This window comes from Nocardia sp. NBC_01009 (assembly GCF_045208035.1).
Taxonomy (GTDB): domain Bacteria; phylum Actinomycetota; class Actinomycetes; order Mycobacteriales; family Mycobacteriaceae; genus Nocardia.
In genome coordinates this window covers 2,753,955-2,771,226 of record NZ_CP108695.1, presented here as the reverse complement: position 1 = coordinate 2,771,226, position 17,272 = coordinate 2,753,955, and the positions used below count along the sequence as shown (strand labels likewise).

10 protein-coding genes are annotated in these 17,272 nt (G+C 68.0%); 4 read left to right on the top strand and 6 right to left on the bottom strand.

Annotated elements, in window-relative coordinates; all coding sequences use genetic code 11:
• The first annotated feature begins 55 nt into the window (after positions 1-55).
• A complete protein-coding gene (locus tag OHA42_RS12325; RefSeq protein WP_406236880.1) occupies positions 56-1,033 on the top strand; it encodes a pirin family protein in 978 nt (325 codons plus the stop codon).
• A gap of 126 nt (positions 1,034-1,159) precedes the next feature.
• Complete coding sequence (locus tag OHA42_RS12320; RefSeq protein WP_328410226.1) at positions 1,160-1,453, top strand: excalibur calcium-binding domain-containing protein; 294 nt, start codon at positions 1,160-1,162, stop codon at positions 1,451-1,453.
• Between the two features lie 58 nt (positions 1,454-1,511).
• On the opposite strand, the gene OHA42_RS12315 is transcribed toward OHA42_RS12320, so the two are convergent.
• Positions 1,512-1,733 carry a DUF3618 domain-containing protein gene (locus OHA42_RS12315; protein WP_406236879.1) on the bottom strand — a complete coding sequence of 74 codons (222 nt, stop codon included), beginning with the start codon at positions 1,731-1,733 and terminating at the stop codon, positions 1,512-1,514.
• Positions 1,734-1,812: 79 nt separating this feature from the next.
• Here OHA42_RS12315 and bcp point away from each other — a divergent pair, with 79 nt between their 5' ends.
• Entirely contained in the window at positions 1,813-2,292 is a 480-nt protein-coding gene (gene bcp / locus OHA42_RS12310) for a thioredoxin-dependent thiol peroxidase (RefSeq protein WP_406236878.1), read from the top strand.
• Between the two features lie 278 nt (positions 2,293-2,570).
• On the opposite strand, the gene OHA42_RS12305 is transcribed toward bcp, so the two are convergent.
• From OHA42_RS12305 to OHA42_RS12295, 3 genes are all read right to left on the bottom strand, one after another.
• Complete coding sequence (locus OHA42_RS12305) at positions 2,571-3,512, bottom strand: helix-turn-helix domain-containing protein (RefSeq protein WP_406236877.1); 942 nt, start codon at positions 3,510-3,512, stop codon at positions 2,571-2,573.
• Positions 3,513-3,608: 96 nt separating this feature from the next.
• A complete protein-coding gene (locus OHA42_RS12300) occupies positions 3,609-4,814 on the bottom strand; it encodes a cytochrome P450 (RefSeq protein ID WP_406236876.1) in 1,206 nt (401 codons plus the stop codon).
• A gap of 305 nt (positions 4,815-5,119) precedes the next feature.
• Positions 5,120-6,289, bottom strand: a complete 1,170-nt coding sequence (locus OHA42_RS12295; RefSeq protein WP_406236875.1) for a hypothetical protein — start codon at positions 6,287-6,289, stop codon at positions 5,120-5,122.
• Positions 6,290-6,697: 408 nt separating this feature from the next.
• Between OHA42_RS12295 and OHA42_RS12290 the strand changes: the two genes are divergently transcribed.
• Positions 6,698-7,318, top strand: a complete 621-nt coding sequence (locus OHA42_RS12290) for a TetR/AcrR family transcriptional regulator (RefSeq protein ID WP_328412790.1) — start codon at positions 6,698-6,700, stop codon at positions 7,316-7,318.
• Positions 7,319-7,336: 18 nt separating this feature from the next.
• Here OHA42_RS12290 and OHA42_RS12285 read toward each other — a convergent pair whose 3' ends face one another.
• Complete coding sequence (locus OHA42_RS12285; protein WP_328410217.1) at positions 7,337-7,774, bottom strand: holo-ACP synthase; 438 nt, start codon at positions 7,772-7,774, stop codon at positions 7,337-7,339.
• Between the two features lie 11 nt (positions 7,775-7,785).
• A complete protein-coding gene (locus OHA42_RS12280) occupies positions 7,786-17,145 on the bottom strand; it encodes a fatty acid synthase subunit beta domain-containing protein (protein WP_406236874.1) in 9,360 nt (3,119 codons plus the stop codon).
• Between the last annotated feature and the right edge of the window lie 127 nt (positions 17,146-17,272).

The following is a 17,272-nucleotide window of genomic DNA, read 5'->3' as shown; positions in this document are numbered from 1 at the left end:
ATTATCCTAGCCAGCCTTTGGTTGACATGGACACCAAACCTGCCAGGAGGTGCCCGTGCCCGCCATCACCGTCCCCGACATCATGGTTCTGCCCCGCCTGCCCAGGCCGACCGAGCCGACGCGCGAGCGTCCGGTGCGCAGCATCAGCACCGCGCAAAAGCAGCGCGAAGGCGCGGGCTTCGAAGTCCGGCGGCCGTTCCCGAGCATGGACCTGCGCTCGGCCGACCCGTTCATCCTGCTCGACCAGATGGGTCCGGTGGCTTATGAGCCGCACGAGGCCAAAGGCGCGCCGTGGCATCCACACCGCGGCTTCGAGACCGTCACCTACATGCTCGACGGCACCATGGTGCACCACGACTCCAACGGCGGGGGCGGCGTCATCAGCGAGGGCGACACCCAGTGGATGACCGCGGGTTCCGGCATCCTGCACGACGAGGTGCCGCCGGAAGAGCTGGTCGCCTCCGGCGGCTGGTTCCACGGCGTCCAACTGTGGGTGAACCTGCCGCGTGCGTTGAAGATGGCCGCACCGCGCTACCAGGATCTGCGCGGTTCCGAGCTGACATTGGTGAGCTCCCACGACGGCGGCGCGCTCGTACGACTGATCGCCGGCGAGATCGGCGGATTCGCGGGCCCAGGCTCGACCTACACCCCCATCGCATACGCGCACGCCTCCCTCAGCGCCGGCGGACAGCTGGAAACACGATGGCCGCAACAATTTACGGCGATGGCATACGTGTTGTCCGGCAGCGGCACCGTCGGCGCGGAACGCAGGCCGATCGGCGAGGGCCAGCTCGCAGTCTTCGGTCGCGGCGACTCCATCACCGTCTCGGCCGATGCCCGACAGCACGATCACACCGGCGATCTCGAGGTGTTGCTACTCGGCGGCCGGCCCATCAATGAGCCCGTCGTCCAATACGGCCCCTTCGTGATGAACAGCCGCGCCGAAATCATCCGAGCCGTCGAGGATTTCCAAGCCGGACGAATGGGAAATATCCCGGCCGAACACGTGGCGGGAAAGCACCTCGGCGCGTAATTGCGGCGTTGCGCGCACAACATTCGCATGTAGCCCGGTTGACAACCGAGCGGCCCGTCACAACAGTGGATGCGGCGCCTCCCTCCTTCGGCGCCAATCCACCGCAGCAAACACATAGAGGAATACATGAACGTTCGCCGGCTCACCGTCAGCGCTGCCGTCGCGGGTCTGACCTTCCTTGCGGCGCCCGCCGCCATGGCCGCTCCCACCGGTTCCGCAGGAACAGGATCGTCCGCCATCGACACCGGCTCGGCCGCGACCGGCTCGGCAGGCATGTCGCAGACCGGCTCGGCGGGTGGCGCCTTCGCCAACTGCGACGCGGCCCGTGCTGCCGGTCGGGCGCCGATCTTCCGTGGCGAACCCGGTTACGGCCCGCACCTGGACCCCGACGGCGATGGATTCGCCTGCCCGACGGTCTAACAGCCCGAAAAAACGAAACACCCGGTGTGGCAGACCACACCGGGTGTTTCGTTTTCCGTCAGCGGAAGATCTTGAGCAGCACCAGCCCGACGACGACAACGCCCGCACCGATCAGGCTGTACTTCACCTTCGGCTCGTTCAGCTTGGCAAGCACGATGTGCTTGGTTTCGTCCGCGATTCGCTGCGGATCCGCCCGCACGGCAAGTTCGTCGAGCGTGCCCGCGAGCTGTGTTCGCGCGGCCTCGATCTCCCGCTCGATCTGCTCGGTATCCCTAGCCACGTATCTCCTCCTGTGTCTGATTGCCACGAGTCTAGCCATCATCTACGCACTGTCATGGCCTTCGGTTACCGTGCAAGGCGTGACCGACAACCAACGACTCTCCCCCGGTGATACCGCCCCCGATTTCACGCTCCCCGATGCCGACGGCAAAGACGTGGCGCTGTCGGATTACCGCGGCCGCAAGGTGATCGTCTACTTCTACCCCGCCGCGAGCACACCCGGCTGCACCAAGCAGGCCTGCGATTTCCGCGACAACCTCGCCGAACTGGCGGGTGCGGGGATCGAGGTCATCGGCATCTCGCCGGACAAGCCCGCGAAGCTGGTCAAGTTCCGCGACGCCGAAAAGCTCACCTTCCCGTTGCTTTCGGATCCCGACCGCACCGTGCTCACCGCTTGGGGCGCGTTCGGCGAGAAGATGATGTACGGCAAGACGGTGACCGGGGTCATCCGCTCCACCTTCCTGGTGGACGAGGCGGGCAAGATCGAGGTCGCCCAGTACAACGTCAAGGCCGCACATACGACAACAAAGATCGAAAGAATCCTGGGAAAACGAAAGTAGTGGCCTCGGCAACCAGACGGAGCGCTCCGCATCCATGCTGACCTGCGACTTCCAGGTATCTCCCGCATGACAGGTGGCTCAGAAACGAATCAGGCCCCGCACCTCACCTCGGTTTCACACGGTCGCCCCGACCCCTCACATCGAGAGTGTGTTGCGACGACCGCGTGAACCCAAGATCCAAGCACGAGGTGCTGGGCTTTTTCTTGACGGGTCCTCAGTTGCCGTGTCGTCGTCGGCATCGACGAAGTCGCGAACGGTGTCGGCCGCGGCACGACGGATCAGGGACCGGGTGGTGTCACGGCGAGTTGATCGGACCGGCGGCGGCGCCGAAAATCTCTCGGCGTTTCGCCGTATTCGGATTTGAACGCCGTCGAGAATCCGGCGTTGGTGAATCCGGAGCGTGCGGCCACCTCCCCGATGGAAAGCGGGCCAGGGCAGGCCAGCAGATCGCGTGCGGTGCGCAGTGCTTCGGTCCGCCGGAGCTCCCGATAGGTGATGCCGGTCTGGTGCAATACCGACCGCAGTTGGCGGGGCGACCAGCCGAGCGCACGAGCCACCGCGGGCAGCCGCACGTCACCAGACCCGATGTTCGCACGCACGAATGCTCTGATGGCATCGACGGTTTCGGCCACATGGGCCTGCTGTGGCCCGACGTCGCCGATGAACATCAGGCACAACAGTTCGGTGATGCGGTCACAGACGGCGTCGAATTCCAGCGTCGTCAGGTTCGATTGCCCGGCATGTGTGGTGGCGAGCATGCTCGCCACGACCCGGCCGAGACCCGATGACATATCGAGCACCGTCTGCGATACGCCGCGGGTGGGCAGCCGTTGATTGAACTGCGCGCGGGGGAGCCGGAGCGCGTAGGCCGTCGATCCGGGTAGCAGCACTCGGCAGATTCGGTCCAGCTCGAGGACGAACCCACGATGTGGCGGTACCCGGGTGAGCCGGTCCGGCTGCTGGATGACGTATTCGCCCCGTTTCGGGAACACGATCCAGCAGTGATCGGTCGGACCACCCCGGATATGTGAGCGGCTGCGGTTCATCAGGTGGTCGCCGCGTTGCTGTGTGCGCAGCAGGGTGTAGCCCGAGGATTCCTGAACCGTGATCCGGGCCCACCAGTTAGCCGGGTCACGGTAGCGGTGGTCCGCCGTCAGGAAATGGTCGGTGACCTCGGTCCACACCGTTGCGCTCGCGACGGTCAGCTCGGAATACTGCATGACGGTTGCTCTGTCGGTCTGATGCTCATCTCCACTATTCACTCGGTGGGGTTCCGACATAAGTCTGACAGCTTCCCGCCCGGAGGGCGTGCCCGATCAGTCGAGGGTGTGGAGCTGCACCGGCACAGAGAGTGGGCCGTTGGTCATGAACTGCGGTGCGTAAGGGATCTCGGCCGGATCACACGCGAGCCGCAACTGCGGGAACCGGCCGAACAGGGTGGCCAGTGCGATGCGAGATTCCAGCCGGGCCAGATGCGCGCCGAGGCAGAAGTGCGGACCGCGACCGAATGCCAGCTGATCAGAATTATCGCGGTCGATATCGAAGACGTCGGCATCCGTATGCTTCTGCGGATCGCGTCCGACACCCGCGTACCAGCCCACGATCGCACCCGCGGGGATATCGACACCGGCGATCTGGACATCACTCAAGGCGTACCGGTTGAACATGGCGCAGGCCGCGTTCCGGTAGCGCAAGGTCTCCTCGACGACGTCGGACCAACGGTCCCCGTCCTTGGCCGCTGCGAGCTGGTCAGGATTGGCGGACAGAGCCACCACCGCATTGCCGAGCAGATGCATCGTGGTCTCGTGACCGGCCACGATGATGATCCACAGCATTTCGACCAGCTCGGCGTCGGCGAGTCCGTGTTCGGTCTGGGCCCGCACCAGGTCCGAGGTCAGGTCGTCACCGGGATTGGCGTGCTTGTCGCTGACCAGCCCTGTCAGGTAGCCGGCCATTTCCTGCATGGCGGCCTGGGTCTGCTCACCGGTGCTGGTGTGCGATACCAGCGTGGCGGTCCATCCGCGGAACTTCGACTGATCACCGGCCGGTACGCCGAATAACTCGCAGATCACCCCGACGGGCAGCGGCATTGTGAAGTGCTCGACGAGATCGACCTCCGGCAGGTCGGCGAATCTGTCGATCAGGTCGTCTGTGAGCCGCTGGATGCGCGGTTGGAGTTGGGCAACCCGGACGGGGGTGAATGCGCGGGCGATGGCCCGCCGCATCCGCATGTGGTCGGCGCCATCCTTGTTGAGCAGGTGATCGGCGTCGGTCAGGACGCGTAACGGCCAGTCTGCCGGGACGGTCCCGTCGTGCATCACGGGGCAGTTCTTCGCGTTCTTGCTGAAAAGCGTGCCGTCACCGGCAAGGACCTCGCTGACCGCCTGATGGCTGACCGCCATCCAGGCCCGAACTCCGCCCGGCAGCTCGTAGGGAACGATGGGCCCGGTCCGGATCATCCGGTCGAAGGTGTCGATAACAGATTCTCCAGCGGTGGGCAGCTGAATGAGTGACTCGGTCATGCAGGTCTCCGGTGGCGTAATCGGCCTCTGACGGCGCGTTTCGATGCGTGCTCGACGATTGTGCTGCCGGACGGGTGATCGCATCGACTCGAGCGAAATTCTCTGCCTCGCAGCGAAATCCGCTGGCGCGAATCCAAAATGTCAGCGCACCCTTGGGCGCGAACCTGACTAGAAGGCATCGCGCTGGCCGGGTTCATCGCGGCAGGCGTTCTGTTCCGGCCGCCGCACCGCGGACTGAACAAGCGAAAGGTCCGACGCTGGCAGCGCCGGACCTTTCGTGGTTTCCGCTTGCGGTGCGATGCCGCCTAGGTGGACAGCAACTGCTGCGACGCCCACTGCAGCATCAGGCGGAAGTGGTTGTCCCACCAGTGATAGGACTCGGGTGTGAACGCCGCGGGCGGCGGACTCTCACCCGGGAACAACATCGTGCCGTTCGGTGCGCCGACCTTCGTGGTGGAGCCCGGAATGCCCGTCCCGGGCAGCAGCTGCGGCGCGGACTCGGTCTCGGCGACCGAGTCCCACGGTGTGAACGACAGCAGACGATCCTGCTGGCCGCTGCCCCATCGCTGCGCCGAGTACTCCGGGAGATCCCCCACGACCGTGGTCGGCTCCGGGCCGAGTTCGCCGGTCATGGATCCCCGGCCTCTGCCCGCCGAATCACGAGAGTCGTGCACGCCGGGGTCTACCGCAGAGCCCGCATTCGATCCGATCTCGCCGCCGACCACACGCGTATCCGCGGCTACCCGCGCATCCGCGACGACAGCGCCGGTAGCCGACCGCGAGAAACCGCCCGCCGCGTAGATGCCGCCGACAGCCAGTCCACCCGCAAGCACACTGGCTGCCGCGAACAGCGCAACGGTGACACGGCCGTTGTGTACCCGCTCCACTGTTGCGTCGGACTCCTCCACGTCGACTATCGCGGACAGCGCCGCACCCACCGCGGACGCGGATGCCGCGATCTTGCACGGAATCACCGGCGCACCGAATCCGTCCGCCGCGGCGACGACCACCGCAGCACGCGCAAGCGATCCGATCAGCACCACGGCATCCGGTCGTACCTCGGCCGCTTCGAATTGATCCCCGGCCGCTGTCACAGCCGCGCCCATCGACTCGGCTGTCGCCGAGCCTCCGGTTTGGCTGTTGGCCGCAAGGACCCTGCTGCGCTTGCGATCGATCAGCGTGAACGCCTGATGGCCGGGAACGACATCGCAGATCAGCAGATTGTCGAATTCGTTCAGCCACGTCATGGCGCCTGCCACGTTGAGGTGCGCGGCCTTCGCCGACACCAACGAGGCCGAGTGCCACTGCCCGGACGCCAGCCGGGTGACGATGGCCCGGCGTTCGGCGGCATCGCGGTAAGTGACAGCCGCACCGCCGATCTCCTGCTCCGGGCCGAGTTCGGCGGCCAGTACATCCATTGCTATCGCGACGGCGTCGGCCAATTCCGCCTTGCCGTCGCCGTCGGTCTTTACCACCCGATGAAGCAGCACGCGCTCAGGCAGTCTCTCGCTGGAATCGGAGAGAGCTACCGCGTGAACAGCGCCGCGTTCGGTGGAAACGCCTAGGGTTACCACAGATCGAGCCACCACAGATCACGCCTTCCCAATGTTTTGCCGAGCTCACGAACGGGTTCTTCCCCGCTTGCGCGAGGACGCACTGCGCGGTAACGCGGTCAAGATGCACGCAGGCTCGCTTATGTGTTCGCGGCCACATCCGGCTTTGGATGGGTGGTGAAATGTGACAGTCCTCAACACACAGGCGCCGTGCGCGTGTCGCGCGTGTGTCCCTACCGCTAGCCTGGATGCGTGGATGTACGCACGGAGGCCAGGTCTAAGCGACGTCTGGACCCTGCGCTGGACCTGCAGGACGACCCACAGGAGCTCATGCCGCGGCGTCGACCGACCCAGGAACGCAGCAAACGCAAGTTCGACGCACTGTTGCAGGCGTCTCGCGAACTGCTCGTCGAGGTCGGGTTCGAGTCGTTCACCTGTGAAGAGGTGGCGGCGCGGGCGGAGGTGCCGATCGGCACGCTGTATCAGTTCTTCGCCAACAAATATGTCATCGTCTGCGAGCTGAATCGCCAAGACCTCGTTGCCGTTTCCCAGGAACTAGCCGACTTCCACGGCGAGATTCCGTCGCTGGACTGGTTGCGGCACATGAACCAGTTCGTCGACCATTTGGCCAACCTGTGGATGACCGACCCGTCGCGGCGCGAGGTCTGGCTCGCCATGCAGTCGACACCGTCGACGCGGGCCACCGGTGCGATTCACGAGAAAGAATTCGCCGAAGTCATCTCCCGGATGCTGCGGCCATTGACCCCGCGCACCCCGCGGTCGCGACGCTCCATGATGGCCGAGGTGCTCGTGCACGTCGTGTACTCGATGCTGAACTTCTCCGTTCAGGACGAGCAAAGCCATGCCGAGGCCGTCTCCGAGCTCAAGCGGCTGATGGTCGCCTACCTGCTCGTCGCCGAAAAAGAATCCCGCTCCGCCAGCGAACGCTAGCGGAGCGGGACATCGCGACTAGCCGCTCGCTTCGCGGCCATCGATGAGATCGGCCAGTTCACCCGGATCTTCCAGGACGACCATGGCGGCGGCGGTGTCGCCGTCGTGGGTCAACGACAGGTGAACCCTTACACGGGGCAGGAATTCGGCGGCGAGGCCGTGCAGCTTGATGCTCGGCCTGCCCCACGCGTCGTTGACCACTTCGATCAGGGGGTACGGGTTGTCACCGATCTGCGGGCGGCGGGCGAACCGAGACGATGCCCATGCCTTGAGCACCGCCTCTTTCGCCGCCCACCGTGCTGCGTAACTGCGAGCGGGGTCGGTTCCCTTGCTCTGGCAGTAGCGCCGCTCACCCGCGGTGAAACTCTCCCGGAGCATGGTGGTTCCGGACCTTTGTAGCTGTTCGGAGAACTCGGAGATGGTTACCAAGTCCAGGCCGATACCGAGGATCGTCACAGGGGCGAAGCCTACGACTCCGCGCGCCCGGCCGCGCGCGAATCATCCGCGACCCGGCCGGTATTGCAGCCCCAGCCGTCGGCACGGTAGGTGCCGTCGGCCGCGAGGCGTGCATCCGCGGACAGCAGCACATCGGCCTCCAGCTGCCGAATCTGCTTGGCGGGCGTGCCATCTGCGCCGAGGCGCCGATCTGCGGGCCGCTCGTACAGTGCGGCGCCACCGCACATGGCCTCGGTGATCCGCTGCCGTCCCGCGAGCTGCCGCTCCTGCGCCCGACGCTGGTACTCCGCACGCTGTTCCGGCTCGATCGCTTGGACGAAGGCCTCGGGATGCACCACCGCGAGCAGACCCGACACATGTCCGAAGCCGAGCGAGGTGACAAGACCGGCCTTGAGCGGGTACCGGTCGCCGAAGCGCAGCGGTTCGCGCGCCCACACCAGGTGCGGGTAAGCCTGCATCTTGTCGTCGACGCAGTCCAGGCTGCGGTTCGGCGGAATGACACCCTGCTCGAGCACCTGGCACAGGCCGATGAGCTGGAAGGCCGCCGCGCCGCCCTTGGCGTGCCCGGTCAGGCTCTTCTGCGAGACGACGAACAGCGGTGCGCCCGCCGAACGACCGATCGCATCGGCAAGCCGCTCGTGCAACTCGGACTCGTTGGGATCGTTGGCCGCGGTCGAGGTGTCGTGCTTGGAGATCACCGCGATGTCGTCCGGACCGACGCCGAGCTTGCGCAGCTCGGTGGCGAACCGGGATTCCCGGCCACCGCGGCCCGCGCCGAGCGCGCCGAGGCCAGGTGCCGGAATCGAGGTGTGCACACCGTCGCCGAAGGACTGTGCCCAGGCCACCACGCCGAGGACCGGAAGGCCCATTTCCACCGCCACGTCACCGCGGGCGAGCAGCACGGTGCCACCACCCTGCGATTCCACGAACCCGCCGCGACGACGGTCGTTGGCGCGGGAGAAGTACCGGTCGCTGATGCCCTTGGCGCTCATGGCCGCCGAGTCGGCGGTCGCGGACATGTCACCGAAGCCCTTGATGCCCTCGATGCCGAGATCGTCGAACCCGCCGGCCACCACCAGTTCGGCCTTGCCGAGCCGGATCTTGTCGACGCCTTCCTCGACCGACACTGCGGCGGTCGCGCAGGCCGCCACCGGGTGCACCATCGCGCCGTAGCTGCCGACGTAGGACTGAACCACGTGCGCCAGTGCCACATTCGGCAGGGCTTCCTGCAGTATGTCGTTCGGCGTCGGCTCGCCGAGCAGCGAGTCTATGTACAGCGAGCGCATCGCGGACATGCCACCCATACCGGTGCCCTGGGTGTTGGCCACCATCGACGGGTGCACCCAACGCATCAGTTCGACCGGGCTGAACCCCGAACTGATGAACGCATCGACGGTGGTGACGATGTTCCACAGCGCCACCCGGTCCACCGAGCTCGCCATATCGGCCGAGATGCCCCAGATGGTCGGATCCCAGCCGGTGGGGATCTGACCGCCGACGGTCCGCGAGATCTTCGCCCGGCGCGGCACCCGGATCTCGGTGCCTGCCTTGCGGGTAACCGTCCAGTCGCCGGATTCCGGCACGGGCACGATCACCGTGTGCTCGGGGTCGGCGGCATGGAAGGAGCGGGCCTCGGCCTCGCCGCCGACGGTGAACGACAGGTCCTGGTCGAGGAACACCGATGTCATCAGCGGCGAGGTGTTGTCGATCATGGCGCCGTCGTCGCCGTAGCGGCGCACGCCGCAGCGCGCGACCACCGCGTCGTGGTACTTCTCGGCCAGCTCGGATTCGGGCACGTAGTCACCGGATTCGGCGTCGTACCAGCCGGGCTTGGGATCGTTCTCCCAGCTGACCATGCCGGTGGTCCAGGCCAGCTCCAGCACGCCCGCGGCCGAGAGCTCGTCTTCGACCTCCATCTCGAACCGGGTGCGCGAGGACCCGTACGGGCCGAGCTCACCGGCGCCGACGATGACCACCATGTCTGCGAGATCGGCGGTGACAGTTCCCCATTCGGGCACCGGCAGGGCCGAAGTCATAGTCGGCGGCGCAGGCAAGGCGGCGACGGTCGCGGTCGAGTCGACCTCGTCGGTCGATGCGTCAGCGGCCTCCTGCGCCTGCTTGGCCAGCGCGGGCAGGTCGAGCTTGGCCCGCGCGAGTCCGCCGGTCAGGTCGATCTGCTGGGGGCCTGTAGCAGTCACCTGACGGGCCCGCGAGGTGCACCACTTGAGCAGTTCGTCGGCCATCTCCGCGGTGGACCAGGTTTGCACGCCGGCCTTTTCGACCGCCTCGACCATCGGATCGTTGTGGCCCATCAGCCCGGTGCCGCGCACCCAGCCGATCAGCGCATGCACCAGGGTGACGCGCGCCGACCAGGACTTCTCAGCCCGCCACTTGGCGACAACCGCGTCGAGCGCCGCCTTGGACTCGCCGTAGGCGCCGTCGCCGCCGAACATGCCGCGGTTGGGCGAACCCGGAAGCACCACATGCAGTTTCGCGTCGACGTCGTGGTCGGCACCGAGCTTGGACAGCCCACCGATGAGCTTCTCTACCGACCAGAGCAGGACACGCATTTCCATTTCGGCGCGGGCGCCCGCGTCGACGAGGTCACCGGCCACCCGCGGCGCCGCGAACGGCAGCAGCAGGGTCGGCGTCATGGCGTCCTTGGTCTTGATCTTCGCGCCGCCCGCGTTGTCGACCTGCTCGGTGCCGACCCAGTCGATCAGTGCGTCGATGTCCTGGTAGGAGGCCATGTTCGCCGGGACGACCCACAGAGCTGCGCCGTGCCTGGCGTTCTCGCGGTAGAGCTTCCGGTAGAAGCCGAGCCGCTCGTCGTTCAGGCCGGAGGTGGTGACGACGACGGTCGCGCCGCCACCGAGCAGCCGTCCCGCGACCGAGGCCGCGATGGATCCCTTGCTCGCACCGGTGATCACGGCGATGTCCGACGACCACAGGCCGGCCTCTTCGGTGCTCAGCGCGGCCTCGGCGATGCGCTCGTAGAGCCGGGCGAGCACCGAGCGCGCCTCGTGCTTGGCCCGCTCACGCCACCAGTTCGCCTGTGCGGCAACAGCTTCGCCCGCGCCGAGGAAGCCGACGACCGGACCCTCGCCCGAGCCGGCGTCATCGAGCAGCCACAGCTTCGCCAGGTCCTCGCGTGCGGTGGCCCAGCGGTCGTCGATCAGTACCGCCTTGCGCGCGTCGAAGGCCGGGGCGACCAGTCGCGGCCAGTCCGAACCGAGTTCCGCCGAGACCAGGTCGACCAGCGAATCGTCGCTCGCCTCCGGTGCCGAGACCTGCTCGGTCAGGCCGAGCTGCTCGAGCACCACCCGAGCGGCTGTCGCCAGTACTCCGTCGCGCCCGGTGATCTGCTCGGTGAACTCGCCGAGTGCGGCCGCGTCGACCGTGGCACCGCCACCGCCGCCCGCGCTGGGCAGCGACACCGCGACACCGCGCCGGGCCGCGACGGCCTGGACCGCGGCGTCGATCGCCGCGTCGACCGACGCCGCGTCGCTCAGTGCGCCGGACACCAGCCCGCCGAGCTCACCGCCGCGCACGCTGGCACCCTCGCGGGTGCCGAGCGACACCTCGGCGGTCACATGGTTGGCCCAGCCGTCGCCGAGCTCCCAGACCTTCTTGACGCGCTCGGCGATCGCGGCGGGCCGCTTGCCGGACGGGCCGAACACCTTGCGCAGGTGGTCGCCGATGGAATCCGACAGCACCGAGCCGAACGGCTTGTAGGTGCGGGCCAAGCGCTCGACGGTCGCGGACAGCGCACCCATATCGGCGTCCGCCGCGCCGTCGATGGCGCCGAGCGACAGCTCCGAGCCGAGGTCGACGAGCAGCTGGTTACGCCGGGAGGAGACACCGTCGCACAGACCCTCGATGGTGTCGACCGGGCCGATCTGGTCCAGCCGCAGCTTCGTCCACAGCGCGATCAGCACGCGAGTGGCGTCGGCCGCGCTGAAGGCGATGTCGTCCGGACGCGGGCCACCCGAGCTCGGCGCGGGCGCGGCGGCCGGCGCGGCGGCGGCAGCAGTGGCCACCGGCGCGGATGCGGTCGGCTCGTCGGCAGGTTCATCGACGGGCGCGGGATCGGTGTCGGTCGAGTAGACGACGCCGGCCTCGCGCTCGATGTTGAGCACCTCCACCGTCGCGGTGGCGAAGGCGGGCAGCTTCAGTGTCTGACTGGCCAGGTTCGCCACCGTCGGGGTGGCGCCGAGGCCGATCTCGACGAAGCGCTCCACACCGAGACCACCGTGTGCGGCGTCGGTGAACAGCAGGTCCTGGGTTTCGATCCAGCGGACCGGGCTGGCGAACTGCCACGCGAGCAGCTCGATCAGCACCACTCGGCAGAGCTCGGTCGGCCGCGCAGCCCAGCTGTCGAAGTCGGCGAGCACCGCGGCGAGCGGCTCGGAGGGCACCAGATCCGCGATCTCCTGGATGAAGGCCTGCTCCAGCGAGAAGGGCTTGGGCACCAGGTTCGGAATGTAGCGCCCGAGCAGGATTTCCGGGTGCAGATCCTCCGGCAGCAGCTGCTCGAGCTTCTGCCGGAACTCGGGAACGCCCTCACGCAGCACGGTGGAGTGGAACGGCACATCGATGCCGGGCACCAGGATGAACGCGCGCTTCCCACCGAATTCCGCACGGCGCCGGTCGATCTCGGTCTCGAGGGCTTCGAGACCTGCGACGGTGCCCGCGATCGCGTACTGCGAGCCGCGCAGGTTCAGGTTGACGACCTCGAGGAACTCACCGGTCTGTGCACCGATGCCGGAGACGAAACCGACGACCTCGTCGTCGGGCAGCCCGATCTGCGAGGGCCGGATGGCGGCCATCCGGTAGTCGCTGCGGCCCTGCGCATCACGCGGCACCAGTTCGTGCATGGCGGAACCGCGCTGGAAGACGACCTCCAGCACCGCCTCCAGCGGCAGCACGCCCGCGACCGCCGCGAGGGCGTTGTACTCGCCGACCGAATGTCCGGCCAGCATGGCGCCTTCGACGTAGGCCCCCGCCTCGCGCAGCTCGGCGACCTGGGCGACACCGAGCACCGCCATCGCGACCTGTGTGAACTGGGTCAGGTGCAGCACACCGTCCGGGTGGCGGTGTTCGACACCGCGCGCCTTGAGGTAGGTCGGGTTGTCGCGCACGACCGCGAGGATCGAGAAGCCGAGCGCCGCACGGGTGTGCTTATCAGCGCGCTCCCAGATGTCCTTGGCGGCCTTGGAGCGGGCGCGGGCATCCAGGCCCATGCCCTTGCGCTGAATGCCCTGGCCCGGGAAGGCATAGACGGTCTTGGGCGCCACGGTGCGACCGGTCGCGGTCATCACCAGGTCGCCGTCGGTCCGGCAGGACACCTCGACGATCTCGCTGCCCGCGTCGACCGCGATCCGCTCGACCCGCACGTCGATCTCTGCACCGGGACGCACCATGCCGAGGAACCGGGTGGTCCACGCCGTCAGCGTCCTGGCAGGCACGGTGGCCGACGGGTCGAGCGCCGACACCGCGTGCTGCGCGGCGGCCGAGAGCCACATGCCGTGCACGATCGGGCTGCCGAGGCCGGCGAGCTTGGCGGCGGCGATGCTGGTGTGGATGGGGTTGTGGTCGCCGGAGACCGCCGCGAAGGCGTGCATGGCGCGCGGCGCCACCATCGTGACGTCGCGGCGGCGCCTGCGCGGAGTGTCGGTGGCCGCGTCGGACAACGTGCCCGCGGCGCGCGGCGGGTCGGTCAGCTCGCCCGCGCCGTTGCGGCCGCGGATGGCGAAGCGTTCGGTGAGCGTCGCGAGCGTCGGCATGGACATCCCGGTTTCGGGCTTGTCGAGCATGCCGGTGATCTTCACGTGCACCTCGACCACGCGGCCGAGGTCGGTGTCGATGGTCTCGCCCGCCTCGGCGCGGACCACGAGAACGCTGGTTTCGGTGGGCAATTCACCGATCAGCGCGACCTGGTGGTCGAGATGGACCAGGTCGAGCATGCCCTCGATAACGCTGTCGTCGGACGCGCTGCGCGCCGCGCCGAGCACCGCGAATACGGCGGGCCAGCAGGCGCCGACGAGGACGTCGGGAACGGTACGGCCGAGCGTGCTCAGGGTTGCGGGCAGGCCGGAGCCGGTGACACCCGCATGATCGGCGATGAGGTCGGGGGTCCACGCCACATTCAGGTGTGCAACCTTGCTCTTCACCTCCGGCAGCGACCGCCCCGCAGCGACCGCGAGCAACGCGGACATGGCGGCGTCGGCGTCGGCCTCGGTGACGACAGGAGCGCCGCCGTTGAAGGTGGTGACCGGCACGGTGATCCGGATGCGCACAGCGTCGCGCCCCAGCAGCGGCACGCTGAGCTCCAGGTAGGAGTCCTCGACATCCGGCCCTGTCGTCTCGACGAGGGTCGCGCCGGTCGGCGGGTGCAGCGCGCCCTGGCCGTCGACGGTCCATTCGGCGATATCGCCGAGCCGGTGCACCGGGTTGATGGTGGTGCGGCCGGACCATTCGACATCTGGAGCCGCGAGCACCGTGTCGATGGCCCCGGAGGTCACGCCTGCGGTGCGGCGGCCGTCGATCGCGACCGGCACCACACCTGCACGGACGAGCGAGTAGGCGGTGTCCTTCTCGAATCGGTCGAGCAGCTCGCCGACCGGCTCGTCGACCCGGGTGATGCCCGCGACGGCCACCGTGCCGGGGATGACGCAGACCTGGTCGGCCGAGTAGCGCGGATCATGCGCCTGCCACAGCGAATCCGAGCGCCACCAGCGACGCACGTCGCCGTCGACGACCGGGACGAAGTTGACCGGCTTGCCCGGCGTCTTGCACAGCGAGATGAAGAACGGCACATCGGCCGGGTGCAGCAGGGTCTGCTCGGCGGCGGGGTAGCGCTGCTTCAGCGTGCACAGCGCCTCGACCGGGCTCTCGAAGGCGTCGTCGCCGGCGAACAGCGTCTCGATCTCGCCGCGATCTGCCGGGTTGAGCCGAGATTCGGTGCGGCGCACCATGTCCGCGAACCGATCACGCCAGGTGATGTCCAGCCACACCGAGCGGGTGGCCTCGAGGAAGGCGTCACCGAGGTCGCTGCCGCAGTCGAAGTCCTTGCGCCGGTCGAGGCCGATGGCGAGCTCTACGTAACGCTCGAGCCATTCGAGGTAGGTCATCGTGGTCAGGTCGCCGAAGTACGGCTTGGCCGTGGCGTTCAGTGCCGCGATGATCTCGTCGCGGCGCTCGGCGACCGCGTCGGCATCGCCCGCGACCTCGTCGAGCAGGCGGCCGGTGCGCGAGGCCGCATTGTCGATCTCGTGGATGTCGGCACCCAGTTGGCTACGGCCCGACGCCATGCCGCCGTTGGCGGTGCCCGCACCGACCCAGTCCGGGGTGCCGGGGGTGTCGACCAGCAGCTGCTTCACCTCGGGCGCGGTGGTGGCCTCCAGAGTTGCCATCGCCGCGGTGCCGACCAGCACGCCGTCCAGCGGCATCACCGGATAGCCGTGCGGCACCGCCCATTCGCCGGTGAGGTACTCGGTGGCGCGCTCCGGCGTACCGATGCCGCCGCCGACACAGATCACCACATTGTCGCGGTTGCGCAGCTCGGCGTAGGTCGCGAGCAGCAGGTCGTCCAGGTCTTCCCAGGAGTGGTGTCCGCCGGCGCGGCCGCCCTCGATGTGCATGATCACCGGGTAGTTCGGCACCTCGTCGGCGATGCGAAGGACGGCGCGGATCTGGGCCACCGTGCCCGGCTTGAGGGCCACGTGGGAGATGCCGACCTCGGTCAGCTCCTCGATGAGCGCGACGGCTTCCTCGAGCTCGGGGATGCCCGCGGTGACGATGACGCCGTCGAAGGGCGCACCCGCCACGCGGGCCTTCTGCACCAGGCGCTTGCCACCCAGCTGCAGCTTCCACAGGTACGGGTCGAGGAACAGCGAGTTGAACTGCACCGACCGCCCCGGGTGCAGCAGCGTCTTCAGCTCGGCAACCCGGTCGGCGAAGATCTGCTCGGTCACCTGGCCGCCACCGGCGAGCTCCGCCCAGTGGCCCGCATTCGCCGCCGCCGCAACGATTTTGGCGTCGACCGTGGTCGGTGTCATGCCGGCGAGCAGGATCGGCGAGCGGCCGGTCAGCTTGGTGAACGCGGTCTCGACGACGATGCGCCCGTTGGGCAGTCGCACCGGCCGCGGTGCGAACGACGTCCACGGCGCGGCCACCTGGGGTGCGGCGCCGGGCGTCAGCAGTTCACGCTGACCCGCGCGCGTCGCGGCCGCGACGGTGCCGACACCGGTGCCCTTGAGCGAGCCGCCGGTGAGCCTGCTGAGCAGATCGCCGGGGCCGAGGTCCAGAATCCATTGCGCGCCCGCGGCTACCACGCCGTCCACGGTCTCGACCCAATCGATCGGGTCGACCAGGATCTGCTGTGCCAGTGCACCGGCAAGTTCCGCGTCGATGCCGCACTGGGTTGCCCAGCCTGCCACCAGCTCCACCGTGTCGGCCAGCGCCGGGTGATGGAACGCAACGTCGACGGCGATGTCCTCGAAGACCGGCGCGAACACCGCGCCACCGCGTGTCTTCGCGTCACGCTCGCGGGCCTGTTCATCGTGGATCTGCGCGCAACGCTGCCGCACCCGCTCCAGTTGGGTCGGGGTACCGGACAGCACCGCCCTGCGCCGCCCGTTGCGGATCGAAACCACCGCTGCCGCAGCAGGATCCACACCTTCGGACACCTCGGCGACCACTGCGCGCAGCTGCTCGGGGTCCACATTCGACACCGCGACCATGGGCGAGCGCTCGCCGACCGGCATCAGACCACGCCGCCGTGCGACCAAACCCGCTGCGGCGCCGATCAATTGCGCCATCGCCAGCAGTTCGGCGTCGCGCTGCCCGCCGGTCTCCACCGCCGTCGCGGCGAGGCGACCCTGCGAATGGCCGATGACGGCCACCGGAGCATTCTCGACCGGATCGAGCCCCTGGAGGCGCAGCGCCCGCATCGCCGCGAGCTGCGTCAGCAACACGCCCGGCATGGACACCACGGCCGAGCGCAACACCTGTTCGGAGGGCGCTGCGGAGGCCTCTCCCTCGTCACCGTCGGCGAGCTCCTCCTCGAGCATCCAGCCGACCGGATCGAAACCGACCGGTCGCACCACGAGCAGTTGTGCCGCAACCGGTTCCAGCAGCGCGGCCGCCTCGTTGACCAACGCGGTCAGCTCTGGCTCCAGCGCGCTGTCGCGCCCGATCTCCTCCAGCTCACGCAGCCACTGTGCGCCCTGGCCGCCGAAGGCCAAAGCGTAGGGGGTGCCGCCGAGCAAACGATCCAGCAGCGGGGACCGCGCCCCACCCGCCTTGGTCGCGGCGGCCACCGTCGCGCTCCGTGCAGTCCCGGCTTCGGTGCTCTCGTTGATCGTCAAGGCGCTTCGACTTCCTTCTCCTGGCGACATGCCCTAGGCGGACACGCCGCTCCCTCCGGTGCGCAGGTGTTCCTCAACCAATGGGCTTGATAAGGGCGAGCTTGGCACAAAATCATGAGGAAATCCT

Coding starts and splice junctions, on each gene's coding strand:
- OHA42_RS12290 (WP_328412790.1), top strand. CDS start 6,698: ATGCCGCGGCGTCGACCGACCCAGGAACGCAGCAAACGCAAGTTCGAC.
- OHA42_RS12305 (WP_406236877.1), bottom strand. CDS start 3,512: ATGCAGTATTCCGAGCTGACCGTCGCGAGCGCAACGGTGTGGACCGAG.
- OHA42_RS12320 (WP_328410226.1), top strand. CDS start 1,160: ATGAACGTTCGCCGGCTCACCGTCAGCGCTGCCGTCGCGGGTCTGACC.
- OHA42_RS12300 (WP_406236876.1), bottom strand. CDS start 4,814: ATGACCGAGTCACTCATTCAGCTGCCCACCGCTGGAGAATCTGTTATC.